Source organism: uncultured Veillonella sp. (assembly GCF_963524655.1).
Taxonomy (GTDB): domain Bacteria; phylum Bacillota; class Negativicutes; order Veillonellales; family Veillonellaceae; genus Veillonella.
In genome coordinates this window covers 1-25,623 of the sequence record NZ_CAURHA010000031.1, presented here as the reverse complement: position 1 = coordinate 25,623, position 25,623 = coordinate 1, and the positions used below count along the sequence as shown (strand labels likewise).

Genomic DNA, 25,623 nt, shown 5'->3' with positions numbered 1-25,623 from the left:
TTTTTACCGACCCCCAGTTTAACTGGGGGTTTAGTCATGCCTATTCGGCGTACAAAAAGTAAAAGACGACTTACACATCTAAGTCGTCTTTTTAGCATTTTTGTTATAATATACAACAATTTAGTAAACAAATTATAAGGAATCGTATAAATATACGCTTACATATAACCTCCAATATTAACTGTCTTATTACTTTTAATATAAACAGTCAAAATAACGTAATATTCAGAGGTATAAAATAGTTATATATAATATAGTCACAAAAAAATATAGTCATAAATATAATATAGTAATAAACAAAAAGAGGATATATCAATAGATATATCCTCAAATCGTTTTATTTAGTCTAAAACGTACACTGTTACGTCTTGACGACCAAACTCCATAGCCTCACCGTAGGAGTCCATTACAAGGTCAATTTTATTGCCTATAATAGCACCACCTGTATCAGCTGCAATAGCCTCACCGTAGCCCGGAATAAACAAGCGTGTGCCTAATGGAATAACATCAGGGTCAACCGCTGCAATACCACGAACTGCAGGAACACCTGTAGCAGTAATACCCAAGCCATCACCATCGCCTGCAAGGTAAGCAGATGCTTCCATTACGATAGCACGAGATGCACGGCCCGCCACATTACGAGATGTAGTCACTTCACGGGTACCTTCTTTAATAATAGTAGGAACCATTGCGCGTTGTGTTTCTTTAGATACGTCATTTGTTTTAATAACTGTACCATTGCTATATAATGTTTCACGTTGTACTCGTTCCAAGCCAGGTTGACCAACTTGAACAACCTCTTCTTCGCCTTTAGCCATAGTATCGTCTTTTTGACGAATAACTTCAATAGCAATTTCTTGATCTACTGTAGATAAAGAACGACTTGTTACTTGAGCGATTGTAATTTGTGTACCACTTAATACAGAACCATTTGGATCACCTACAACTACATAGTTAGGTATTTTAAAGCCGAGCTCATTAGCAACGCCTTGAGCCGTAGTTTCTGTAGTGAAAACAGCTCTTGTTCTACCATTCACAGTTACATACACCGGAACAGCGCGAACAACAGTTAATGTTGTACCATTTTGAACTGATGTAGAGCTGGAAATAACTTTATCATTTGGATTTAATTTAACCCCAGCGTCGCGTACGATGCCTTCGTTAGAATTTAAATGCGTTCTAACAGTGTGTGCTGCACCATCTACCATAACGGTAACGGTTTTATCATTATAAGAAAAACCTGTCATAGTTACAGCTGTTACAATCAATCCTGCAACAACAGACGAAATATATCGTTTGTGTGTCTTATGAATTCTCATGTTGTAATCCCTCCTGTAATGGTATTATTCTACTACAGATAGATATAACCTGTCAAACTCATTAGGTTAACAATTAGAGATAAACACAAGTAATTACTGGATTTTTATATTGTATCTTTTTATATTTTCTACGAAAAGTCTACTGTATACGTACATATTGATATTTTTGAATACCATACAATATATTCCGAATTGTGTACATATATACGATACTCATACTATATATAGTATATACAGTTTTTTTATTACTTGAATTGTATTTTTATGTGTTTTTACATTGTTACCATAATTTTCAACATTTTTCAAAATTTCATTTTTATCTCATTTTTAAATAGATATACATAGAAAAAAGCCCGTATAAACAGGCTTTTTTCATACTATACAATTGTATTAAAATTCACAATACTATCTACAAGCCAATTTTCATCATTTATTCATCTTTAACATGGGTTGTAGACGCTCAATGACGGTCATTGATTCCTTCCGCTCATTCTCAATAGCTGCTTTCATAAGCTCTTCTTGAGCAGAAATAGGATTCTCTCGATCATTAATTTTACGATAGGAACCATCAGCTCTCATAATATGCGCTTTCAAGGTATCTTCTAAATAAAGATCTAATATGCCCTTCACTCGTTCTTTATGACGCTTATCTTCAATAGGAATCATGAGTTCTACACGTTCGTTTAAGTTACGAGGCATCCAGTCTGCACTAGATAAATACAGACTTTCATTACCACCATTGCGGAAATAGAATAAGCGATGATGTTCTAAAAAACGACCTACTATGGAGCGAACCGTAATATTATCACTTACTCCAGCAATGCCAGGTCGAAGTGTACAAATGCCACGAACGATAAGATCAATGTGAACACCTGCGGTAGATGCTTCATATAGCTTAGCAATGACCTTTTTATCAAGTAAGGAGTTCATCTTAGCAATGATATAAGCTTCCTCTCCACTTTTAGCCAATTCAATTTCACGGTCAATTAATTCTATAATTTTTTCCCGTAAATTTAAGGGCGCTACGATAAACTTATTCCAAATTGGCGGATCTGAATAGCCCGAAATTAAGTTAAAGAAGCGAGATGCATCGTCACCATATTCATCATTACATGTGAATATACCACAGTCAGTATATATGCGAGCAGTTTTACCATTATAGTTACCTGTAGCAAGATGCACATAACGCCTAATGCCATCATTTTCTCTACGCACCACCATGGTGATTTTAGAGTGCGTTTTAAGACCTTTTAACCCATAAATTACATGACAGCCCGCCTTTTCAAGGCGACGGGCCATTTGGATGTTGTTTTCTTCATCAAAACGTGCCTTAACCTCCATAAGTACGGTTACTTGCTTCCCATTATCTGCAGCCTTAATCAAGGATGCAATAATTGGAGAATCACCGCTTACGCGATACAAGGTTTGTTTAATGGCTAGTACATCTGGATCTATAGCCGCTTGGGCAACAAACTGTTCAACCACTGTAAACGATTCAAAAGGATGATGAACAAAAAGATCTTGTTTGCCAATAACGGAGAATAAACTTTCACCTTCGTGGTCTACTAATTCACTAGGAATCTTAGAGTCAAAAGGCTCGTACCGAAGCTCATCTAAACCAGGATAGTTGCAGAAATCAAAGTACATGCGACAATCCAAATGACCATCAATGCGATATACGTCCTTTTGTTCAAGCTCAACACTAGTAAGAACAAAATCAAGCAAATGGTCCTTCACATCACCACAGACTTCTAATCGCACCGCATCACCACGACGGCGACGACGTAAGGATTCCTCTACCTCCGATAGTAAATCCGTCGCCTCTTCTTCATCGATTTCTAGGTCCGCATCACGAGTGATACGGAATACCATATAATCCTCAATACCGTAGCCTTGGAAGAATTGGTTTGCATAATATGTAATGACATCTTCTAAGTAAACAACTCGATGTTCTTTATTGCCTCGACTTGGGATTTCAATGATACGATCAAGTACAGATGGAATAGGCAAGATAGCAATCTTATAATCCTTTGTACCATCTGGTAGTATTTGAAAGATACGCACAATAGCATTGATGGTATGGTTTGTTAAAAATGGAAACGGATGACCAGAGTCAACGGCTAGTGGCGTTACAACAGGATAGATATGCTCCTCGAAGTAATGACGTAACCAAGATTTGGATTTTACATCTAACTGTTCAGGTTCAGTAAAGAAGAAGCCATAGTTCTCGAGTTCGGTGAGCACATTGTTTAAATACGTACTTTGCATAGAAACTAGGCGTTGTACAGACTCATCAATGGCCTTTAATTGTGCCTTTGCATCCATATGGGCAGCATCATATTTAACGATGCCATTTACTACTTGATGACGTAGACCAGCCACACGAATCATAAAGAACTCGTCTAAATTAGAGCTAGCAATAGCAATAAAGCGCAACCGTTCTAATAAAGGCGTATTAGTATCTATAGATTCTAATAGCACACGCTGATTAAACTTTAACCAAGATAGCTCACGGTTAAAATAATATTTTGCATTACTGAACATGGCGGTCACCCCCTCTTACCAGTTTAATTTCCATACCAAAGACTTCTGTGAAATATTCAGAATCACTTGTAAATGTCCACCATTCTAAAGAGATATCTTCATTAGTCCGGCAGAACACATATAATACATTATCCCGTTCCTCTAAGGTAACATCTGAAATCTTTTGATTACTGCCCGCATCAAGGGCACAAGCTACGCGAATGATAGCTACTAACTTTGTTACTTGAATCTTTTGCAATTCTGTTAGTGCATTAAAGTACGCATCGTCATCAGATGGTGTCCCTTTGTAGTGATAATATACTACATTAGCCACTACTTGCTTCTCTTCTTCTGAAAGTCCAAAAATATCTGTACCCATCACGATATGATAGGCATGCTCCCCATGATTCCGCAAATTTACAAATTTACCTACAGAGCAAAGAATAGCGGCTATACGACACAAATATCCCCACCGCTCTGGTAAGCCTTTATGCCGTAAGGTTTTACAGAATAATGAACTAAATCGCTCTACCTCAGCATCGTGAATGCTATCGGTATGATATCTATCGGCAACAGCGCGTGCTAATTGAGCATTTTGCTCACGCAATTGGTACATAAACGGATTGTTTTCGGCCTCCACACCATAGAACCAGCTTATACCTTGGGAGAAGGAGAAGCTACTAAAAATCAAAGATTTAGGCTCTATAGCGGTAATGATTTCATTAAATAAAATCATAGTCGGCATCAAAATATTAGCCTTATACTCAGGCAGTTTATAGCGGTTCATCAACTTGGTAGCCGTTACCCCATCAAAGGAGTTAATGAGACCTTTGAACCGTTCAGGCTCAATAGTAATAATATCATCCTTATTACTTTCATCCCCCATAAGACGAGCCATATACTGAGCTTCATCTCCAGATAAAATGACGCTATTAATATTGAAGGTTTGAAGTTCCTCTCGCAACGGGCCAATCATGCGGTGTAAATATTCGGTAATGGCCCTTGGGAACGACGTAGAGGAACGTTGGTTGCGGTTAAAGGATTCCATAACGCGTAACGAACCACTATGCATATTGCGTTGGAATAATAAACTTTCACCACGCCATACTGTTAAGCCCACACCACCCGATGTAATATCAAGGAACAACGTCGCCTTGGTCGGATCCGTTAAGCGATACTGGTGTGTCATTTTATAGTATAGTAAGGCATATTTGTAATACACCTCTTTCGGCATGTCGATAACCTCTACACGCATACCTGTTTGGATGTAAATTTGGTCTAGAATACTGCGACGATTAGCAGCCTCACGAATTACGGTTGTCCCATATAATCTAGAACGAGTTATACCATAATCTGCCATTAACTGTTTGTAACCTTTTAAAATATGACAGATTTCTTCTATCGTTTTGAAGCTTAAGCGAGACGTTTGAAATAATTCCTCTCCAAAGGTTACCTCTCGCGCCGCATGATCGATAATGCGTATATCATCGATGTCCTTATATTCTACAATAGTAATGCTCATACTACTGGAGCCCACATGTAATACTGCATATCGTAATGCTTTTGGTAATGCCATTATGCCTCCTTACGAGCTTCCGTCCACTCAATTTCTAATTCTTTTTTGAATTCTTTTTTGAAAGATTTTGCTAATTTTTCAACAGCCGCTTTTGTAACGCTCACATCACGACCCTCTATATACTGAACCTTTAAGGCCACGCTAGTATATTTAATAGCTACCTCTAAACGGCGAATAAATTGTTCATGACTTTCATCGAGAGCCTCTGCCAAGGCTAAGATAATAGACAATTTTTGACCTAATGAGCGTTGCTCCTGATCTAATAATTTACCGTATAAGAAGTTTTTATACTCTTTAGGTGTCAAACCATGAGAGTTCATAACTAGGAAAGCACTAAAGGCTTGTTCTACGTGAGAAATACCATATAAATTACTATTTACGAGCATATAACAACCATGACGTGCGTGGCTATAATAGTTAACTCTTTTACCAATATCATGAAGTAGGCTAGCCGTAATCAAGCATCGTCTTGCATTGTTATCCGCTTTATGAAGTGGCTCTAATTCATCAAATAAGGTAGTAGCTAAACCAGTAATATATTTGGCATGTACTAGCTCATGTTTAGTCATGCCTAAGAGTACATTTTCAGCGGAGTGAACTAAAATATCATCGATAATAGGATTTCCCCCTAAATAATGTTTCCCATAGTAGTCATAGAATAAACCTTCACGCAAACCACAACCACCAACAACGAGAGTCTTTGTATTTACGTAGTTAAATAATTCTTCCACGATGGTAAGGCCTGCAATAATGATATCTGCACGTTCTGAAGACAAGCCACTAATCTTTTTACGTTCTTCCAAAGATTTACCTTTTACGTCTTCGAAAATCTCGTGGAATCGATGATATGGTATTTCGTAGTTGTGTAGTTTAGTAATAGGATAGGATAACTTACGTTGATCCATTTTAGCAATATTACGCGCTGTACCACCAATACCAAGGAGTGGCAATTTTACATTGCGAAGCCAAGTATGTTCTTTAATAGCTTTCCTCACCGCTTTGGTCATTTTTTCAAGCTCTTTAGGGGTATACTCCTCCCCCTTTTGATAAGTACCTGTCAATGTAAGAGCTCCAATTGGTAAGCTTACAGCCTCTGCAATATGGCGATCTCGTACAAGGGTTACCTCCGTACTAGCACCACCTAGGTCAAAGATAATGAAGTCCTTGAGACCAATAGTATTAATAACACCAAGGAAGCCTAATCGCGCCTCTTCTTCACCTGCAATGCATTCTAAATTTAGACCAGTTCGTTTTTTTACAGACTTGATGAAATCATCCCCATTTTTAGCAAGGCGTACGGCTGCCGTAGCAACAGCTTTAATGGTATCCACTTCCATAGCTTCCGCCATATGAACGAAGGCTTTCAAAGAACGTAAGGAACGTTCCATTGCTTCATTTGTTAATTCGTGAGTACCCCACATATTTTCACTGAGGCGCACACTTTCTTTTTCTTGGTATATCAGTCTATAACTGCCCGTTTTAGAAATTTCATAAATAACAAAGCGAACAGAGTTAGAACCTAAATCTATAAATGCAATACGTTTCATCCTACTACCCTCATCCTACTACGTGTTCAGTATGAATATACTTTAGTATACCATAGAAAAACGCGATTCTCACCGATACGGGAAAATCGCGTTTTATAATTTAGATTTCTATATGATTTTAATGTCTATTCTACAGGCAAAACCATGGTAAGTTAGCTTATATTTAGTGTATCAGAAATATTCATTACTAAGATGTATATCTACTCGATACCAAATACTCGTTTACCATTATTATAGGTAATCTCACAGAACTCATCTACATCGAGACCTTTTAGACGGGCAATTTCCTCTGCCACAAATTGAGTTTTGCTTGGATCATTGCGTCGGCCTCTAAATGGAGGTGGTGTCAAATATGGTGAGTCTGTTTCAATAAGAATTCTGTCTATTGGTACTTGTTTAGCTACTTCTTTAAGATTTGTAGACTTAGGGAATACTACAGGGCCGGCAAAGGAAATGTAAAAGCCTAATTTAATAGCTTCCTTAGCCATTTCCCAGCTACCAGAGTAGCAGTGGAAAATACCCCAATTATCCTTCCCTTCATTGCGCAAGATATTCATAATATCACCATGCGCATCGCGGTCATGAATAATAATAGGCAAATCTACTTCACGAGCTAACTCCAACTGACGAATGAATACGCGTCTTTGCGTTTCACGATCAGAGAAATCATAGTAGTAATCTAAACCGATTTCACCGATAGCGCGTACCTTATCGTTATTGAGTGCTTGTTCCTTATAGAACTCATAGTCTTCCTCTGTAAAATCTTTAGACTCATGAGGATGTGTACCTACTGCAGCATAAAGACGGTCGTACTGTTTTGCCAAGGCTAACCCAGATTCAACTGTACTGCGGTCTACACCAGGAATCATAATGTATTCTACACCTGCATCAAAGCAAGCTTGTAACATCTCATCACGGTCATTACTGAAACGGCCGTCATTCACATGAGCATGTGTATCAAAGAGTTTCATTATTTAACCACACTTCCTGCTGGTAAAGATTCGATATTTGTTACCTCTAAATGTTCTTCCCAATCAGATGCGGACAAAATCATGCCATAAGACTCGATGCCCATCATCTTCTTAGGAGCCAAGTTAGATAAATAAATTACCTTTTTACCAACCATAGCTTCAGGCTCGTAATATTGAGAAATACCACTTAGTACTGTGCGTTCTTCAATGCCGATATCCAATACAAATTTCAATAACTTTTTGGATTTAGGCACTTTTTCACAGCTAACGACTTTTGCTACTCGAAGATCGAGCTTCTCGAAGTCATCGTACGTAATATTTTCTTTTAATGGTGGAATATTAGATGTATCTACAGCCTCTTCAGCTTCTGCTGGAGTAGCTTCTATCATTTCAGGGATTTCAAAACGTGGGTAAATCGGTTCACCTTTCACAACTTTTGTACCTGTTGGCAATGCACCCCAAGTTTTAGCGTCTTCTAATGTAGCCTCATCAAAACCTACAAGACCTAATTGATTCCAGATTTTTGGAGCACCTACAGGGATAACAGGACTTACTAAGATAGCAATGATGCGCAATGCCTCTGCTAAGTGATACATAGCAGATTGCAAGCGCGCTTTATCATGAGCGTCTTCAGATTTAGCCAATACCCAAGGCATTGTTTCATCGATATATTTATTCATGCGACCAATAAATGCCCATACGGACTTAATAGCTTTATTAAGCTCCATATTTTCCATAGATGCTTCAAAGTCTTTCACAGTTTGAACTGCTAATGCAGATACGTCGCGATCTAAATCGTCCATATCATCGCATTTTGTAATCACACCATCATGATATTTTTCAATCATAGCAATAGTACGGTTCAATAAGTTACCTAAGTCGTTAGATAAGTCAGCATTAATCTTTGTAACGAAATTAGGCAATGTGAAGTTACCATCATTACCAAGTGTAATTTCACTCAATAAATAGTAACGCAAGGAGTCTGCTCCATATGTATCAATCAATGGAATAGGATCGATAACATTACCTAAGGATTTACTCATCTTAGTGCCGTCAACGATCATCCAGCCGTGACCAAATACCTTTTTAGGTAATGGTAGCTCAAGGCTCATGAGCATCATAGGCCAAATAATAGTATGGAAACGTACGATTTCCTTACCTACTAAATGAAGATCTGCTGGCCAGTATTTTTTGTATAATTCACCATCCCCATCAAATGGAGCAAGGGCACTAATATAGTTCACTAATGCATCGAACCAAACATACACAACATGTTTAGGATCAAATGGTACCTTGATACCCCAGTCAAAGGATGTACGAGAAACAGCCAAGTCTTCCAAACCTTGTTTTACGAATTGAATCATTTCATTGCGACGAGATTCAGGTTGAATAAAATCAGGGTTTTCTTCGATGAATTTCAACCATTGATCTGTATATTTAGCGAGTTTAAAGAAGTAGCTTTCCTCTTTAACCTTCTCTACAGGGCGGCCACAATCTGGACATGTATGATTTTCACCAAGTTTTTGCTCAGTCCAGAATGTTTCGCACGGTGTACAGTACCAACCTTCATATTCAGCCTTGTAAATATCGCCTTTTTCATAAGCTTTTGTAAAGAGCTCTTGTACTACCTTTTCATGGCGTTCATCAGTAGTACGAATGAAGTCATCGTTAGAGATATGCATCTTCTCCCACAATGCTTTAAAGTCATTTACGATATTCGTAGTGTATTCAAGAGGTGTAATACCTTGCGCTTCTGCAGCACGTTGAATTTTTTGACCATGTTCATCAGAACCAGTCAAGAAACGTACATCATAACCAGCCAAACGCTTGAATCGAGCGATTGTATCAGCTACAGATGTACAATACGTATGACCAATGTGCAACTTAGCACTTGGATAATAAATAGGTGTCGTAATATAATACGTTTTTTTTGTGTCTCCCATGATGAGTCTCCTTCTAACCTTCGAATGGGAAGGTTTAACGTTCTACAATATTATATACATCCCGGCGGGAAACGTTAAAACGCTTTGCCACCTGGCGAATTGCTTCTTTTTTAGGTATTCCTGTTTCTACAAGGGTTTGTACAGCATCTACATACGATACTGATTCATCCGAAACTTCACTAGTATCAGACTCTACTGTATCAGCACCACCTACGATGAGGACGAATTCCCCTTTATACGTGAGCTGTTCCAAATCATTTACAAGGCTCTCTAAATCGGTGCGTACAAAGGTTTCAAACTTCTTAGTCAATTCCCTTGCCACCGTGATAGATCGATTGCCAAAGGCTTCATACATATCTTGTAAGACCTCTTGCAAACGATGAGGTGCTTCATAAAACATCAATGTTCCCGTCGCCTGTGAAAGTCGCTGTAGTTCTTCAATACGATGTTTACCCCGTTTAGGTAAAAATCCTGCAAAGGTAAAGGATTTCGTATCTAATCCTGATGCAATAAGCGCTGTTAACGCCGCATTTGCACCGGGTAATGGCACTACCGTTATGCCTTCTTCAATCGCTTTTGTTACTAGGTCAGCCCCTGGATCAGATATAGCTGGCATACCCGCATCACTAACACACGCAATAGACTGCCCTTCTAACAAAAGCTCTATAATATAAGCACCTTTTTCGTCCTTATTATGTTCATGATAAGAGATCAAAGGCTTCTTAATGTCAAAATGTTTTAATAATATGCCTGTATGGCGCGTATCTTCGGCAGCGATAGCATCTACTTCACCTAGGATACGAACTGCCCGATACGTCATATCTTCTAAATTACCTATCGGTGTAGGCACCAAGTATAAGGTGCCCCATTCGTTATCGTTCATACCAAGAGGACACCTCCTTCGTGTACACATTAGGATTCTCGTAAACGATGAGTGGCGGCTCTAACACAAGTCCAGCCTGACCTTGATAGATAGCTTCGATTAGCACAAGTTTCGCTGGTTTATCTATCATACCGTGAATAAATCGAATTCTCTTAGCTTGAAAGTTGGCTACTTCTAATTCATGTAGCACATATTGTAAGCGACTAGCACTATAAATCATCCACAAGCGCCCTTTGCACTTAATAAAGGACTGTACAGCTTTCAAAACCTCATCCAATGTTGTATGTCCATCATGAAGTGCCAAGGCCCGTTCTACTGACGTAGGCTTTGCACCACTTTCAGAATCATAAAAAGGGGGATTTACAATAACACCATCAAAGGGCTTATCTTGTATATCTTGGTAAGACATATGACGATAATCGCCGCACAACATCTTTACCACATCTTGTTTATCATTGTGCTCAACACTGCGCTGAGCTAACTCAATAAGAGTTTCGTTGATATCTATGCCCGTTATATGCCCCGCCCCTAAAGACGTCCCTATGAGCGGCATAACACCTGTTCCCGTTCCAAAATCAACATAAGTATGACGACTATTAAAACGGCAAAAGTGAATGAGTGCTATAGCATCAAAGGAAAAGCGAAACATATCAGAACGTTGATAAAGCTGTAAGCCATCTATAATTAAATCATCAAGTCGTTCTTGATCATTCATCAGGCAATGCCACCTCGGACCATTTCAAATCAATAGTACGGCCAGCTTCTAGCTGTACCTTCACCGTATGTTTATGGTGATTTACCTTTAAGACCTTACCAATACCTTCATCAGTTACAACCTCTTTACCAATCCCAGGAGGTGCAACCTCTTGAGGAGCTTGAGGGCGTTCCTTCTTCACATATAGGTCGCCACCTTTTTTATATAAGTCATCTTCGTAGTTAAGACAGCACATTAAACGACCACATACACCTGAAATTTTTGTAGGATTCAGACTCAAATTTTGGTCCTTAGCCATTCGAATCGATACAGGTGTGAAGTCACCTAAGAAGTTAGAGCAACATAAAGGTCGACCACAAGCGCCAATACCATTTAAAACCTTAGCCTCATCACGGACGCCTACTTGACGCAACTCGATGCGAGTTCTAAATACTGTTGCTAAATCCTTAACTAGCTCACGGAAGTCGATACGACCCTCCGCAGTAAAGAAGAATATAATTTTATTCATATCGAATGTGTATTCCACATTGATGAGCTTCATCGGTAACTTACGTTTTCCAATTTTTTCGAGACAAATTTCAAAGGCTTTTTCTTCGCGCTCTTTATTTTTCTCGATTTGTTTCAAATCCTTTGGAGTTGCCTTTCTAATAACAGGCTTAACAGGGGCTACAACAGCATCTTCAAAGACCTCTTTTGGTCCAATCACAACCGTACCGTATTCAACGCCACGTGCCGTTTCAACGATAACCCCATCTCCAACAGATAATTCTAATTGTTCAGGCAGAAAATAATAAATCTTACCTGCCTTTTTAAAGCGTACGCCAACTATGGTTAGCATTTAATCCTCCTCCCGAGCATCATGAAGGGCGATACTGAGACCGTCCACCACGAGAGCGGTTTTTATGTGTAAGCGCAAGGCCCGTTCTGCTTGCAATGTTTCGGTAATAACCTCTGACAGTGCTTGCATAGACCAGCGCGGTAATAATCGTAATAATTGAGTTTTGTACATTGGTACTTGTAATTGTGCGTCTTGGGCCCCCATTTTAAGAGCCATCATATCTCTACTCACAAGACGTAGCCAGTGCATTAACTCGGTTAGACTTTCACGAGGTAAGCTTTCACAAGCTAGCGAAATCATAGAAAACCATCTCGTTTCTAAGGCGAGGATATCCATCACTTTAACTGCTAACTCTAGCATTTCAATGCGACCTTGAGTAGCCAATTTCTCCACTAACTGTGGATTACCATGACCTGCTAACAAAGCCTGCTCAATATCACCATTGATTCCACGAGCTACAAGAGCCTTCCGAATCGTATCTACATCAACACTATTAAAGCCAACGCCCATACATCTAGAAATGATAGTTGGTAACACAGTGTTAATCTTATTCGTAATTATGATGAAATACACCTGTTCAGGCGGCTCTTCAATGGTTTTAAGCATGGCATTTGCCATAACTGCATTGGCCGTGTGAAAGTCCTCCACAATGACAACGCGGTTACCATTACCTGCTACTGACAGATGATCTTGCAATAATGAATACCACTGATCCACCTTTAAGGTCGTCTTCATAGGACGAATCCAAAAGGCATCGCCCTTATCCATATAGATAGGCAAACCTTCTGCTTCGATGCGCTTTTCGGTCTCACCATTGGCAAGACGTGCTTCTTTAACGTCCTCTAAATAAGCGGTCCCCTTAGGTTGAGAAAATACTTGGCGCCCCAATAATAGAGACGCAAGACCTATGGCCATATCTAGCTTGCCAAGACCTGCTTCACCATAAAATAAAAGGCTATGTGGTAATGCATTGCGATTTACAAGTTCCGATAGGTGTGCCTTGATCGAATCTTGACCAATTATAGAATCAAAATATGTCATAGCTCCTCCTATCAATACATGCTCAATATTAATATTATATAAGAAAAAGGCGACTTTTAAAAGAGCCGCCCTATCCTAAGGCAGTAGATTTACTACTGCTTGATATACATCGTTATGAATTTCTTCAATGGTGCGCAACGTATACTGACTAAATTCATCTTTACTAGCACAAGGGATGCGGTGCCATTGGTAGCGTTCTACTAGCTCTTCATAGGCATCGTGAACAGCTACTAAGTACTGATGATTTCCTTCGTGAATATCACCTGTACTGCCTCCCGTTTTGCCAGTACGCTCCGCCATAAGGGCTTCACTGACTTCAAGAGGCATATCTAACAGACACACCGCATCAGGTGTAGGCAACCCGAACTTTTTAAATTCAAAGTCTTCAAGCCAATCTAGAAATGCAGTACGTTCCTTCTGATCATCGTATTTTACCATTTGGTGCACCATATTAGACGTCGTATAGCGATCTGCAATAATGATGCCCCCATTTTTATAGAACTCTTCCCAATCAGTTCTAAAGGATGCAAAGCGATCTATAGCATACATGGAACTTGCCACATAAGGGTTTACATCATGTACATCTTTACCAAATTCACCGGCTAAATACATTTTAATAGGCATAGCAGCGCCGCTATCATAGTTTGGGAAGCTTACAGATTTAACTGCATGTCCTTCCTTGATTAAGCGTTCTACTAATAGTTTAGTTTGCGTAGCTTTGCCACTACCATCTCCGCCTTCTAATATGATTAAAGTCCCCATAATTACTCCTGTAACACCCAGATTGTTTCTAATGTCATATCATCGGCCCCATTCGGCACATAACCTAGAGCCTTTCGATTCTCTATATATTGTAACACAGACTCACTAATCACTTCACCTACGGCTACACAAGGAATCCCTGGGGGATAATAAGCTATAGTCTCCCCAGCAATACGATGTAATGCTTCACGTAACGGAACCTGCTCACGATGAGCATACATAGCATTGCGAGGTGTTACACGAACGACTGGCTCAGATAATAGAGCTGAATCTTTACTAAGCACATCAAAATTACCCTCTAAACTATGGTCAGTTGTATATGAACCATTTAATACTTCATCACTTACAGTTTTTACAGCCTTAATTAAAGCATCTACAGACGCCTTAGTATCGCCAATTGTAATGAGTACCAGTACATGATGAGCTTGCACTAGTTCTACCTCAATACGTTGTTTTCGCAACATTTGTTCAAATACAATACCGGTAAGACCTAATTCTTTTGCATCGATAAGGACCTTAGTACAATCGTAGTTAGCCACTCGATCTTGAATATCCCTATATTCCATGGTAGTGACACCAGAAATCTTATGTAATTCATTCCGTAAATATAGGCTCAATTCTACGGTACGACTTACTAGGGCCTTACCTGCTGTGGCCAATTGATAACGCGCCATATCTAAGGAGGCAAGGAAAATATAGTTGGGACTCGTACTTTGTAGCATTTGATGCATTTGTGTAATACGACGTTTATTAATCATATCTCCTTGGCCTAATAACCAAGAGGTTTGTGTCAAAGACCCAACTGATTTATGCGTGCTTTGTGCTACTAAATCTGCCCCCGCCTCGATAGCACCTATAGGTAAGGATTCATCAAATGGTAAGTGTGGACCATGTGCTTCATCAACCAGAACTATTAAACCTCGTTTATGTGCCTCTTTTACAATATTTACAATATCTACACCTACACCATAATAATTCGGGTAGACTAATAGAATCGCCTTCGCCTCTGGATGGGCCTCCATGGTTCTAACTGCATCTTCTAAAGAGACACCTAAAGGGATGCCCCATCGCTCATCAAACTGACAATCCATATAGACAGGCTTTGCACCAGATATGACTAAACCACTTATAACAGAGCGATGTGCTTCACGAGGAATAATGATTGTTTCATCGGGACCTACTGTCCCCATAATCACAGCTTCGATCAAGGCCGTAGTGCCATTGATGGAAAACCAACAGTGATCAGCACCATATAACTCAGCTGTTAAGTCTTGTGCTTCCTTTAATGCCCCTTCTGGTTCATGTAAGTCATCTAAGGCATACATAACACCTAAATCATATGGCAAAGCAGGTCCCATCCAGTCTTTTAGTCGTTGAGGCGCTTCAACACCAATTTTATGACCTGGTGTATGAAAGGGCACAAAATGTTGTTCTTTATATGCTTCTAAGGCCTCTACAAAAGGCATTCTTTCTTGCTTACTCATATATACCTCGTAAAAAAGGCATGAATCTCTATGAGACTCATGCCCTTATGCATGTATTTATCGATGTGGACGACGTTTAGGATTGAATTGATTCATCCCCTTATCGATACCCACTTCTAAGGTACCTAATACAGCTTTTACTGTATCCTTAATACCTTTTTGTACCTTCTCTTGCGAATCTTCACTAAATGGAGCCAACACGTGATCTATGACAGACCATTGTGGTAACGGACGACCTATGCCTACGCGGAAGCGCGGGAAATTCTCTGTTCCCAAGTGAGATATTAAAGACTTAATACCATTGTGACCGCCAGAGCTACCATTTGGTCGAATTCGCAATTTGCCTACTGGTAAATCCATATCATCATAAATGCAATACACATCAGATGGATCAATCTTATAATACCGCATCAACGGCCCTACAGATTCGCCACTTACATTCATAAATGTTTGAGGCTTTACAAGCAATACCTTTTCACCATTTACGGTAATACTGCACACCTCTGCTCGTTGTTCCTCCCTCCAAGGAGTGTGAGGAACACTATCAGCGATAGCATCGACAACCATAAATCCAATATTATGTTTTGTCTTTTCATATTGCTTGCCTGGATTACCAAGGCCTACTACTAATTTCAAGAATCACCTATTATTTGTCAAACAAATTACTTACAGATACTTCATGGAAGATACGCATAATTGCTTCGCCCAACAATGGAGCAACAGACAATTGTGTAACATTTTCCAATTTACAATTTTCTGGTAATGGCATTGTATTTGTAACGATAAGCTCTTTAATGTTAGAGTTCGCAATACGTTCGCTAGCAGGATCTGTTAATACTGCATGAGTAACAGCAGCTGTTACAGATTTAGCACCAAACTCTTCCAAAGCTTTCGCACCCTCTACAAGGGAACCAGCTGTATCTACGATATCATCAACGATAATACAGTTTTTACCTTTTACGTCGCCAATGAGGTTCATAACTTTAGCAACGCCTGGTTCAGGACGTTTTTTCTCGATAATTGCGATTGGTGCACCAATACGGTCAGCCAAGTCACGAGCACGTGTTACGCCACCAAGGTCTGGGGAAACAACGATAACATCTTCAAGATTTTTTTCGTTAATATATTTAGCCAAGATGGATGCACCATATAAATGATCTACAGGCACATCAAAGAAGCCTTGAATTTGACCCGCATGTAAGTCAACTGTTACAAGACGTGTAATACCGGATGTTTGCATCAAATTAGCTACTAATTTAGCTGTAATAGGCTCACGACCACGAGTTTTGCGATCTTGACGAGCATAGCCATAATAAGGAACCACAGCGGTAATATGGCGTGCAGAAGCACGTTTCAACGCATCAGCCATAACCATTAATTCCATTAAATTATCGTTTACAGGATAGCTAGTTGGTTGAATGATAAATACATCTTTGCCACGTACGCTTTCATCAATCATAATTTGTACTTCGCCATTGTTGAAGCGACCTACAAATGCTTCACCTAAAGGCAAACCTAAATAATCACAAATTTCTTTTGCCAATGCTGGATTTGCATTACCTGTGAAAATCTTAAGTTTTTTGCCGTCTTCAAATGCCATTTTGATACCCTTTCATTTGTTCCTATACTGGTTACTTATCCATAATCATCCATTACAGATACACACTATTGCCTTTTTATTGTATACTATTTTGCCTAAATTGTGTTAAAAAATTAGAATATTTTTTTATTTCTTTTTGAAAGTATCGTCAGTTACCCAATTTTCTTTCACAATTTGCTTGCTACGGCCCACTGCTAAGGCCTTATTTGGTACATTTTTAGTAATGGTAGAGCCTGCACCTACATAGCTATAATTACCTACTGTTACAGGAGCTACTAAGTTACTGTTACAGCCTACGAAAGCACCGTCGCCAATTGTTGTACGATGTTTAACTTTACCATCGTAGTTTACAGTAATCGTACCACATCCGATGTTAACTCCAGCGCCTACATCGCTGTCGCCAATATAAGAAAGATGTGGGAACTTGGTACCTTCCCCAACATTGGAGTTTTTAACCTCTACGAAATTACCTACATGAACCTTGTTGCCCAGTACTGTATTAGGGCGCAAGTGAACATATGGACCTACATCTACACCATCTTTTACTTCGCAGTCATGGCCATAAGTGAAGTGGATAATCGTATCGTTACCAACTTTCACATTTGTTAAACGAGTATGTGGACCAATTTCACAACGCTCACCAATTACAGTATCGCCTTCAAGTATTGTACCAGGATGTAAGATTGTATCCGCCCCTACTGTTACCTCTGGGGCTACGTAAGTATTGGCTGGATCGATAATTGTTACACCGGCTGTCATTAATTCAACATTTTTACGATGTTTTAGAATAGCCTCAGCTTCAGCTAATTGCAAGCGAGAGTTTACTCCTAGAGACTCTTCAAAGTCTTTAGTCATATAAGCGCTTACCTTATCGCCACCATTTACGAGAATACCTACTACATCCGTGATGTACAGTTCACCTTGCGCATTATCATCTGATAGTTGATCTAAGCAAGGCCATAATTTTTTGCTATCAAAAGCATACATACCAGTATTTACTTCTTGAACGGCTAATTCCTCTGGTTTACCATCTTTTTGTTCTACAATGCGAACTACAGAACCTGCTTCATTACGAATAATGCGACCATAACCAGTTGGATCAGGCATATATGCTGTTAAAATCGTAGCAGCTGCACCAGAGTTTTTATGCTCCTCTAAAAGAGCTTCTAAGCTTTCCTTTGTAACGAGTGGAGTATCACCACACAATAATAAGATTGTACCATCATAATCACCAAGCACTGGTTGAGCCATTTTTACGGCATGCCCTGTACCATTTTGCTCTTCTTGACGAACGAATTCAGCGCGATTACCTAAATAATTTTGTACCGCATCACCACCAAAACCTACGATAACCACATCGCGGTTTGTACCAATTGACTGAACTGTTTCAAGAACGCGCTCTACCATAGCTTTGCCGCCAACCTTGTGCAACACCTTTGGCAATTTAGACTTCATGCGAGTACCCTTACCAGCAGCTAAAATGAGGCTTGCAATATTCATAGTAATCTCCTATCTATTATCTCTTATATGTCTAACATTTAAATATTAATTACATTTTTAACCTATTAGCCAATAGTCAATATAAAACTATTATACTGGCCTATGATGTGCTTAATATTAATATTTATCTTTACTCTTCATCAAATACTGGTTCAATACTTATTTTCTTTGTATTTTCATCGATACCATAGAAGGTAAATAGTGATTCATAATCATCGATTAATTTGGGGTTTGGTTCTGCCGTTGCTACTAAAACACCGGTCCCCACAACGACACCACTCATTTCAAGGACAAGCTCTTTTAATCCCTTTGCAGTACCCCCTGCTTTCATAAAGTCATCGATAATCAAAACCCTAGCATTCGGTGGAATAGCGCGCTTTGTAAGCGTCATAGTTTGAATGCGACCAGAGGAACCGGTTACGTAATTAATACTAATGGCCGAACCTTCAGTCACCTTACTATCACGACGGGCAATGACAAGAGGTTTATTGAAAGCTCGCGCTACCATGACAGCTAACGGAATCCCCTTTGTTTCTACAGTCAAAATATAATCTGGATTACGATCCATAAAGCGAGTCATAATAATTTCCCCAAGGCGAGTCATCACATGCCAGTCGTAGAGAATATCAGACATATAAATAAAACCGCCAGGAATAATACGATCCGTCTCCTTTAAACGAGCTTGTACATCTCGTAAAATATCATTTGCTTGAGAGCCTTTACGATGAGGAATAAATCGCACCCCACCAGCTACACCGGCTACCGTTTCTAATGTTCCCAGTTGAAAGTGTTCCATAGACTGTCTTACACAGGTTAGATCTTCACTAACTGTAGATTTCGCCATGCCAAAGAAGTCACAAAAATAATTCAAAGGAATCAATTTTTGCGGTGAATCAACTAACAATTTTGTCATTGCCACCATTCGTTCCACGCGCCGTACTTTATCCATAGACTTTCCTTTACCATTTATCATATAACTATTGAATACACCCATTTATTAAAAATGATGAGTTATCCTCCCATATATCTATTATTTATTATACCATAATCTCCGAATATTCGAGTTTTCGATAACATCATAATTCGGTAAAAGAAAAAACTCTCTAGTACATATATCATGAGATAAGTCGATTAAACCTATCTTAGAATAATATACTAGAGAGCTTTGATTATAAGACGTATACCTTTACAGTTTGACGACCAAACTGCAATGCTTCAGAGCGAGAATCATATGCCAAGTCAATGCGATGACCTTTAATAGCACCACCTACATCGTCAGCTACAGCATAGCCATAGCCCTCAACGTATAGCCTTGTGCCCAATGGAATCAATCTAGGATCCACAGATACAATCCCTTTTTTCAAGCGACTGCCCGTAGCCGTATAATTTCCATTGCCAGGATCTTGAGAAGAATAAGCACTAGCCTCCATAGTTAACACTCGGGAGTATTTATTCGGCACACCATCATGACTTAATGCTGTACCATGACCACCATATCGAGTCTCCATCTTTTCTAAAGCATTCATCGTACTTGGACCAACGCGACCATCTACAGCGAGTCCTTTAGATTTTTGAAATTTTCGTACGGCCTGTTCTGTGTTATGACCATAAATGCCATCTACAGAATCATGCAAAAACCCTTGATGTTTTAACATTGTTTGGACCTTACTTACATGGTGCCCCCGTTGTCCCTTATCAATCGTTTTCGCCAATGATACAGAAGATACCATTGTAGTCATACAAACAAGCGTACATGCAATAATTATTTTCTTTACCATATACACCTCACCTTACAACAAGTAGTATACTATATAGTTTTAAATAATTTATAAACCATAGATTCTCTATCAATATCCAAAATTCATATATATTAAGCTATTAATAAAGATCTCAAAGGTGTATCACATATATATCATAAGAATATAGGGTAACAATGAAAAATCTCCACTGCATACTGATAAAGTTTTCATTTAGACTTATTCTTCTAAATTTGAAATACTGTTCAGACTACAATGGAGATGTAATACATTTATTTAATTTTAGCAGTTATGATATACACCGATATGGCATTCCTTACGATTTGCACCAACAATTCGTAAGAATACATAGCCAAGTACGGCAGAGATTAAGGAGCCTAAAATTACGCCACCTTTAGCCATCTCTTGAGCATGTCCTGGAGCAAATGCCAGAATAGATACGAAGATACTCATTGTGAAACCGATACCACATACAATAGCAGTACCATATACATGTTTCCAATTTGCTTCTGTTGGCATTGGCACAAGACCACATTTTACCATAGCAAATACGGCTCCGAAGATACCAAGTTGTTTACCAAGGATAAGGCCTAATGCTACACCAAGTACTACCGGATGCGATAAGTCATTAATAGTTACATTACGTAAATCTACACCTGCATTAAAGAAGGCAAAGATTGGTACGATTAGGAAGCTAACCCAGTTGGATAGTAGATGTTCCCAATGTTGCATTGGACGAACGTGTTTATGGCCACATTTACCTTTTTCAGGAATTGTCATGGCTAAGATTACACCTGCCATAGTAGCATGTAGACCAGATTTCAATACACAATACCAAAGGATAAAACCTAAAATGATATATGGTAATGGTCTTACATAGCCTTGTTTGTTACAGTAAATTAACGCACCTACAACTACCGCTGCAGCTACTAAATAAAATGTTTGTATACTTGCAGCATAGAAAATGGCAATTACAATAATAGCTATTAAATCATCAATAACAGCAAGAGCTGTTAAAAATACCTTCATAGAGTTCGGCACTCGAGAACCTAATGCAGAGATGATACCGATAGAGAATGCAATATCTGTAGCCGTCGGTATAGCCCACCCATGAATATATTCGGGATCAAAACCTGCGATTAAGTAGTAAATAAAAGCTGGTGTAAGAACACCGAACAAGGCAGCAATACCAGGCATTACACGCTTGGCATTCGTATTAAGCTCACCTGCTACAAACTCACGCTTAACTTCGAGTCCCACAAATAGGAAGAATATGGCCATCAAAGCATCATTAACCCATTCAAGAATTGTTAAATTACCGATATGGTGATTAACAATCTGGAAGTATTGTTCAGATGATGGAGAGTTCGCTAAAATTAAAGCGAGTACTGTTGCTCCTAATAATACAGACGTAGCTGCACTTGGAGAACGTAAGAATACAAATATGCGTTCCATTTGAATCCTTTCTATACTTTCAAAAAGATTACCTTATTAAATTTTACCACGCATCTTGCGTATTTGGTAAGCTAAAGTTAGAACAACTGCACCTAGTAAACCAGCTACAATAGAACCTATAAAGATACCTACCTTAGCCATTTCTTGAGTTATACCCGGTGGGAAAGCTAATGTCGCAACAAAGAGACTCATAGTAAAGCCGATACCACATAGAATGGCTGTACCATAAATCTCAGGCCATGTCGTATTAGTTGGCATTTTAATCGCTTTAGATTGAACCAAAATATACACGGCAGAGAATATGCCTAATTGCTTACCTAAAATTAAACCTAATGAAACACCTATAATCACTGGATGGAATAAGTTTTCCATAGAGAAATCAGCAAAAGATACACCAGCATTCAAGAAACTAAATAGTGGAATAATAAAGAAGTTTACCCAATTTTTTAAGGCATGAGCCCACTCCTCCATCGGATATACTACTTTATCCAAAACTTTACCATCCAAAACTATACCATCCAAAACTTTACCTTTAAATGGAATCGTCATGGCTAGTACAACACCAGCAATAGTAGCATGAACACCGGATTTTAAAACAAGATACCAAAGAACTAGACCGAGTACACAATACGGTAATGGTCGTAAATAGCCTTGTTTATTAGTATATACCAATAAACCTGTTACCGCAGCTGCAGCTATTAAATCCATAAAATTGACGCCTGCTCCATAAAAGAGAGCGATAACTACTATAGCAATTAAATCATCAATAACAGCTAAAGCAGCTAAGAAGGCTTTCATCGCTGGAGATACCATATTACCAAGCATTGTAATAACGCCTATAGCAAATGCGATATCTGTAGCAGTTGGAATCCCCCAACCATGTCTAAACTCTGGCATATACCCAGCGGCAAAGTAATATACTATAGCTGGAGTAAAAACACCTGCAAATGCAGCTAATACAGGAAGTACTCGTTTTTGCTTAGTATCTAGCTCGCCAGAAATCATTTCCTTCTTGATCTCTATACCAACATATAGAAAAAATAACGCCATTAATGCGTCATTTACCCATTCTAATATAGTCATAGGACCAAGATGTATTTGCATAGTAGCAAAGTACTGATCAGCCATTGGTGAATTAGCAACGAGCACACCTAAAATAGCCGCGGACAGGAGAGATATCCCACCTGCAGACTCTGATTGGAAAAATGCTTTTATATAATTCATAGTAACTACCACTTTCTCAATCATAATATAAATACAGGTTTAATACATAAAAAACCTAGTTGATATATACTATTATATCATTTTAGTTCGAAATTAATCAATAAACTAATGATGAGGCACGCTGATTAGATACATGAAGAATATAATAACTTAATGATTAAATCCTCTAATTAAAGAAATAAAAAATACTACTAGAGGAATAGTTAAACAAATACCTGCTATAGTATTTGTAACTGGATTGGACCAAAGTGGCATAATAAATCCAAGTAATACTAAGGTACCACAACAGATTGGTGTACGCCAAACATGTTTTATCTCAGCCGATATTTTAGATTCTGTAGCACTAGCTCTGCCAAATTTCTTTTTAATAGTCATAATAATACCAGTCACGATGCCTACAATAAGAACAATATCCCAGATGGCCCATAATATTTTAAGAGCCATCGTATCATGATTATGAATATGGAGATTAATCATTGTAGTCATACCCGTAAAATACCAGGGGATATTTTTTGTAGAATACATATCCTTAGTAGAATCAGTATATAAATTAGCATAGACTGGTTGGCCCAAGAACATAGCTGGATCATCATCATTTTCAGCACCTAAATAAAATGCATAATGATGATTATTAAATTTAGATGGATAATCTATAGATATAAGCTGACGATCTGGGTATGCTTTCATAATTCGAGAGATAGCTTCAGATGGTTGTAAAATGTCAGATTGACCAACTGAAAGTTCTTGCTTTGCAGTGTGTAGTACATCTGCATTATAGCTGCCATTAGCAATAAAAAATCCACCTACCCATACACCTGTAATGCATAATATGAATCCCCATACAGTGGCAACCATAGCAAATTCTCGATGTAATGTACTTAATTTCATATAGTTAGACAATACAGTAGATTTTGCAAAGCTTTTACGAAATGGACCATATAAAAAAATACCAGAAATAATAGATAAACTACATATAAAAGATAAAATCGTTACAATATAAATTCCTGTTTTGCCAAGATCTAATCGAGTATGTAATTGGTGAAGCGTATGTAACACACTTCGAACCCAAGGATGCGCAGGCGTTTCATGATGCGTAGTAATAAGCCCCTTTGTTTCAGGATTATATAATGCATAATCCCCTCCCATCCCCATACGCGCTGGAGGTGCTACGGTAGCAGATGAATCAATAATACGATACCGTAAAATATGTGTAGCCCCCATAGCTGGAGAAATATTTAAAATATCCTTAGACGGATATTTTTCTTTCACTAATAGGGCTCCTTCATCAGCATAATTAAAAATAGACATTTCTTGTTGGCTCATCGCCATTGATAACGAGGAATGATGTGACCCTCCTTGAGCCCATGCATTTAATTCAGTTCTGAACATAAGGACAAGACCTGTAATGCAGAACATTAAGAAAAATAGCACAGAAAGTATAGATAACCATTTATGAATTTTATAAATTTTTGACATACATATGCCTCCTTTCTCATTATTTTATACATCAATTCTTATATCAACACAATACAGCAACCACTATGGGTATAGAGTATATAAAGAAGCTCCACTTGAATGTATATATTATAGTATGATACAATATGTACATCATGCGGGCGTAGTTCATCGGTAGAATGCGAGCTTCCCAAGCTTGAGAGGAGGGTTCGATTCCCTTCGCCCGCTCCATGCATAAAATTTCCGAGATGTGATATATATCATGGTTATTTTTTTTGTATAATGATAAAATAATAAAGCTTTGTATTGTATATTTTTTTATAAGGAGTATTTCATGAAATTAAGCGCAAGAAACCAATTAAAAGGTACAATCGTTGAAGTTCAAGAAGGTGCTGTAAACGCAATTGTAAAGATTAATGTAGGTAACGATAACATTCTTACAGCTGATATTACAGTTCAATCCGTTAAAGAATTAGGCTTAGCAGTTGGCAAAGAAGTTGTAGCTGTTATCAAATCCACTAGCGTAATGGTTGGTGTAGAATAATAAAACTAGAGTCGCTTCGGCGGCTCTTTTTTTGTATATAAATTAATTTTGTATTAAATTGATATGAATAAAAATGAGTCCTGTAAGCTGTTATTAAGCAGCTTATAGGGCTCATTTTTATATAGATACTACAATAGAAGATATATTTACCAATTTATAGACTTACTCAACTATTTTATATAGGATACCATTGGTGCTTACGCACCGCGCTATCAGGTATATAAAGCGAATTTACATAATTTTAGACTTACTCAACTGCTTTACGGTTCGGTAACATTGGCACGTTGTGCCGCGTTACCGTGTAGATTTAATTTGCCTCCTACCACTAGACGCGGCTTCCTATCACACTCGCCCATGGCAACATATAATACATTATGGCAATGTACAGACTTAACTATAGGGCTTCGTCGAACCTGATGCAATGGACGTACGCGTCGCTGCGCTCCTTTACGCCCTATTGCCCTAGGCTTCCCACGCCGTCTGACA

At 38.6% G+C, this 25,623-nt stretch carries 22 protein-coding genes and 1 tRNA gene; 2 read left to right on the top strand and 21 right to left on the bottom strand.

The genetic code is table 11. The features are described 5' to 3' along the window. Positions 1-341: 341 nt before the first annotated feature. The 20 genes from RYM16_RS06890 to RYM16_RS06795 form a co-directional block, all read right to left on the bottom strand. Positions 342-1,319, bottom strand: a complete 978-nt coding sequence (locus RYM16_RS06890; protein WP_314983108.1) for a 3D domain-containing protein — start codon at positions 1,317-1,319, stop codon at positions 342-344. Between the two features lie 426 nt (positions 1,320-1,745). Next, on the bottom strand, positions 1,746-3,863 hold the full coding sequence (gene ppk1 / locus RYM16_RS06885; RefSeq protein WP_314983107.1) for a polyphosphate kinase 1: 2,118 nt from the start codon (positions 3,861-3,863) through the stop codon (positions 1,746-1,748). After that, on the bottom strand, positions 3,853-5,418 hold the full coding sequence (locus tag RYM16_RS06880) for a phosphatase (RefSeq protein WP_314983106.1): 1,566 nt from the start codon (positions 5,416-5,418) through the stop codon (positions 3,853-3,855). Before RYM16_RS06880 ends, ppk1 begins: the two co-directional genes overlap by 11 nt. Further along, positions 5,418-6,965, bottom strand: a complete 1,548-nt coding sequence (ppx, locus tag RYM16_RS06875; protein ID WP_314983105.1) for an exopolyphosphatase — start codon at positions 6,963-6,965, stop codon at positions 5,418-5,420. The genes RYM16_RS06880 and ppx overlap by 1 nt, the downstream gene beginning before the upstream one ends. Positions 6,966-7,165: 200 nt before the next feature. After that, entirely contained in the window at positions 7,166-7,936 is a 771-nt protein-coding gene (locus RYM16_RS06870) for a TatD family hydrolase (RefSeq protein ID WP_314726273.1), read from the bottom strand. After that, positions 7,936-9,879 (bottom strand): methionine--tRNA ligase, encoded by a 1,944-nt coding sequence (gene metG, locus RYM16_RS06865; protein ID WP_314983104.1) that lies wholly within the window; start codon positions 9,877-9,879, stop codon positions 7,936-7,938. The genes RYM16_RS06870 and metG overlap by 1 nt, the downstream gene beginning before the upstream one ends. Before the next feature lie 34 nt (positions 9,880-9,913). After that, positions 9,914-10,762, bottom strand: a complete 849-nt coding sequence (gene rsmI / locus RYM16_RS06860) for a 16S rRNA (cytidine(1402)-2'-O)-methyltransferase (protein ID WP_314983103.1) — start codon at positions 10,760-10,762, stop codon at positions 9,914-9,916. Beyond that, positions 10,752-11,477 (bottom strand): methyltransferase domain-containing protein, encoded by a 726-nt coding sequence (locus RYM16_RS06855; RefSeq protein WP_314983102.1) that lies wholly within the window; start codon positions 11,475-11,477, stop codon positions 10,752-10,754. The genes rsmI and RYM16_RS06855 overlap by 11 nt, the downstream gene beginning before the upstream one ends. Further along, complete coding sequence (locus RYM16_RS06850; protein WP_105081341.1) at positions 11,470-12,315, bottom strand: stage 0 sporulation family protein; 846 nt, start codon at positions 12,313-12,315, stop codon at positions 11,470-11,472. The genes RYM16_RS06855 and RYM16_RS06850 overlap by 8 nt, the downstream gene beginning before the upstream one ends. Next, the gene (locus RYM16_RS06845; protein WP_314983101.1) at positions 12,316-13,356 is read right to left on the bottom strand and encodes a hypothetical protein; all 1,041 of its coding nucleotides are present in this window, start codon (positions 13,354-13,356) and stop codon (positions 12,316-12,318) included. A gap of 75 nt (positions 13,357-13,431) precedes the next feature. Beyond that, a complete protein-coding gene (locus tag RYM16_RS06840; protein ID WP_009351416.1) occupies positions 13,432-14,118 on the bottom strand; it encodes a thymidylate kinase in 687 nt (228 codons plus the stop codon). A 2-nt stretch (positions 14,119-14,120) separates the two neighbouring features. Further along, on the bottom strand, positions 14,121-15,602 hold the full coding sequence (locus tag RYM16_RS06835; RefSeq protein WP_314983100.1) for an aminotransferase class I/II-fold pyridoxal phosphate-dependent enzyme: 1,482 nt from the start codon (positions 15,600-15,602) through the stop codon (positions 14,121-14,123). 57 nt (positions 15,603-15,659) lie between these two features. Further along, positions 15,660-16,238: an aminoacyl-tRNA hydrolase gene (gene pth / locus RYM16_RS06830; RefSeq protein WP_314983099.1), complete on the bottom strand. Its 579-nt coding sequence runs from the start codon at positions 16,236-16,238 to the stop codon at positions 15,660-15,662. 10 nt (positions 16,239-16,248) lie between these two features. Next, positions 16,249-17,202, bottom strand: coding sequence for a ribose-phosphate pyrophosphokinase (locus RYM16_RS06825; RefSeq protein ID WP_105097783.1), 954 nt, complete (start codon positions 17,200-17,202; stop codon positions 16,249-16,251). Positions 17,203-17,328: 126 nt separating this feature from the next. Next, on the bottom strand, positions 17,329-18,702 hold the full coding sequence (gene glmU, locus RYM16_RS06820; RefSeq protein ID WP_314983098.1) for a bifunctional UDP-N-acetylglucosamine diphosphorylase/glucosamine-1-phosphate N-acetyltransferase GlmU: 1,374 nt from the start codon (positions 18,700-18,702) through the stop codon (positions 17,329-17,331). Positions 18,703-18,832: 130 nt separating this feature from the next. Further along, positions 18,833-19,651: a pur operon repressor gene (gene purR, locus RYM16_RS06815; protein ID WP_265137548.1), complete on the bottom strand. Its 819-nt coding sequence runs from the start codon at positions 19,649-19,651 to the stop codon at positions 18,833-18,835. 220 nt (positions 19,652-19,871) lie between these two features. After that, positions 19,872-20,480 (bottom strand): peptidoglycan-binding protein, encoded by a 609-nt coding sequence (locus tag RYM16_RS06810; protein ID WP_009351398.1) that lies wholly within the window; start codon positions 20,478-20,480, stop codon positions 19,872-19,874. A gap of 261 nt (positions 20,481-20,741) precedes the next feature. Beyond that, entirely contained in the window at positions 20,742-21,914 is a 1,173-nt protein-coding gene (nhaA, locus tag RYM16_RS06805) for a Na+/H+ antiporter NhaA (RefSeq protein ID WP_273299178.1), read from the bottom strand. Between the two features lie 36 nt (positions 21,915-21,950). After that, a complete protein-coding gene (gene nhaA / locus RYM16_RS06800) occupies positions 21,951-23,138 on the bottom strand; it encodes a Na+/H+ antiporter NhaA (protein WP_273299180.1) in 1,188 nt (395 codons plus the stop codon). 150 nt (positions 23,139-23,288) lie between these two features. Beyond that, positions 23,289-24,614 (bottom strand): PepSY-associated TM helix domain-containing protein, encoded by a 1,326-nt coding sequence (locus tag RYM16_RS06795; protein WP_314983097.1) that lies wholly within the window; start codon positions 24,612-24,614, stop codon positions 23,289-23,291. A gap of 136 nt (positions 24,615-24,750) precedes the next feature. On the opposite strand from RYM16_RS06795, the gene RYM16_RS06790 reads away from it, so the two are divergent. Then, positions 24,751-24,824 (top strand) — tRNA-Gly (locus RYM16_RS06790). A gap of 103 nt (positions 24,825-24,927) precedes the next feature. Continuing rightward, on the top strand, positions 24,928-25,137 hold the full coding sequence (locus RYM16_RS06785) for a molybdopterin-binding protein (RefSeq protein WP_009351405.1): 210 nt from the start codon (positions 24,928-24,930) through the stop codon (positions 25,135-25,137). 260 nt (positions 25,138-25,397) lie between these two features. On the opposite strand, the gene RYM16_RS06780 is transcribed toward RYM16_RS06785, so the two are convergent. Then, positions 25,398-25,623, bottom strand: a 226-nt coding sequence (locus tag RYM16_RS06780) for a hypothetical protein (protein ID WP_314983096.1), incomplete at its 5' end; no start/stop codon positions are given.

Excerpts from the sequence above, each read along its gene's own strand:
- RYM16_RS06880 (WP_314983106.1), bottom strand. The coding sequence starts at position 5,418 with ATGGCATTACCAAAAGCATTACGATATGCAGTATTACATGTGGGCTCC.
- RYM16_RS06850 (WP_105081341.1), bottom strand. The coding sequence starts at position 12,315 with ATGCTAACCATAGTTGGCGTACGCTTTAAAAAGGCAGGTAAGATTTAT.
- RYM16_RS06785 (WP_009351405.1), top strand. The coding sequence starts at position 24,928 with ATGAAATTAAGCGCAAGAAACCAATTAAAAGGTACAATCGTTGAAGTT.
- nhaA (WP_273299180.1), bottom strand. The coding sequence starts at position 23,138 with ATGAATTATATAAAAGCATTTTTCCAATCAGAGTCTGCAGGTGGGATA.
- RYM16_RS06795 (WP_314983097.1), bottom strand. The coding sequence starts at position 24,614 with ATGTCAAAAATTTATAAAATTCATAAATGGTTATCTATACTTTCTGTG.
- RYM16_RS06845 (WP_314983101.1), bottom strand. The coding sequence starts at position 13,356 with ATGACATATTTTGATTCTATAATTGGTCAAGATTCGATCAAGGCACAC.
- RYM16_RS06825 (WP_105097783.1), bottom strand. The coding sequence starts at position 17,202 with ATGGCATTTGAAGACGGCAAAAAACTTAAGATTTTCACAGGTAATGCA.
- nhaA (WP_273299178.1), bottom strand. The coding sequence starts at position 21,914 with ATGGAACGCATATTTGTATTCTTACGTTCTCCAAGTGCAGCTACGTCT.
- metG (WP_314983104.1), bottom strand. The coding sequence starts at position 9,879 with ATGGGAGACACAAAAAAAACGTATTATATTACGACACCTATTTATTAT.
- RYM16_RS06810 (WP_009351398.1), bottom strand. The coding sequence starts at position 20,480 with ATGGTAAAGAAAATAATTATTGCATGTACGCTTGTTTGTATGACTACA.
- RYM16_RS06855 (WP_314983102.1), bottom strand. The coding sequence starts at position 11,477 with ATGAATGATCAAGAACGACTTGATGATTTAATTATAGATGGCTTACAG.
- RYM16_RS06870 (WP_314726273.1), bottom strand. The coding sequence starts at position 7,936 with ATGAAACTCTTTGATACACATGCTCATGTGAATGACGGCCGTTTCAGT.
- ppx (WP_314983105.1), bottom strand. The coding sequence starts at position 6,965 with ATGAAACGTATTGCATTTATAGATTTAGGTTCTAACTCTGTTCGCTTT.
- RYM16_RS06835 (WP_314983100.1), bottom strand. The coding sequence starts at position 15,602 with ATGAGTAAGCAAGAAAGAATGCCTTTTGTAGAGGCCTTAGAAGCATAT.
- rsmI (WP_314983103.1), bottom strand. The coding sequence starts at position 10,762 with ATGAACGATAACGAATGGGGCACCTTATACTTGGTGCCTACACCGATA.
- purR (WP_265137548.1), bottom strand. The coding sequence starts at position 19,651 with ATGGATAAAGTACGGCGCGTGGAACGAATGGTGGCAATGACAAAATTG.
- RYM16_RS06890 (WP_314983108.1), bottom strand. The coding sequence starts at position 1,319 with ATGAGAATTCATAAGACACACAAACGATATATTTCGTCTGTTGTTGCA.
- RYM16_RS06840 (WP_009351416.1), bottom strand. The coding sequence starts at position 14,118 with ATGGGGACTTTAATCATATTAGAAGGCGGAGATGGTAGTGGCAAAGCT.
- glmU (WP_314983098.1), bottom strand. The coding sequence starts at position 18,702 with ATGAATATTGCAAGCCTCATTTTAGCTGCTGGTAAGGGTACTCGCATG.
- ppk1 (WP_314983107.1), bottom strand. The coding sequence starts at position 3,863 with ATGTTCAGTAATGCAAAATATTATTTTAACCGTGAGCTATCTTGGTTA.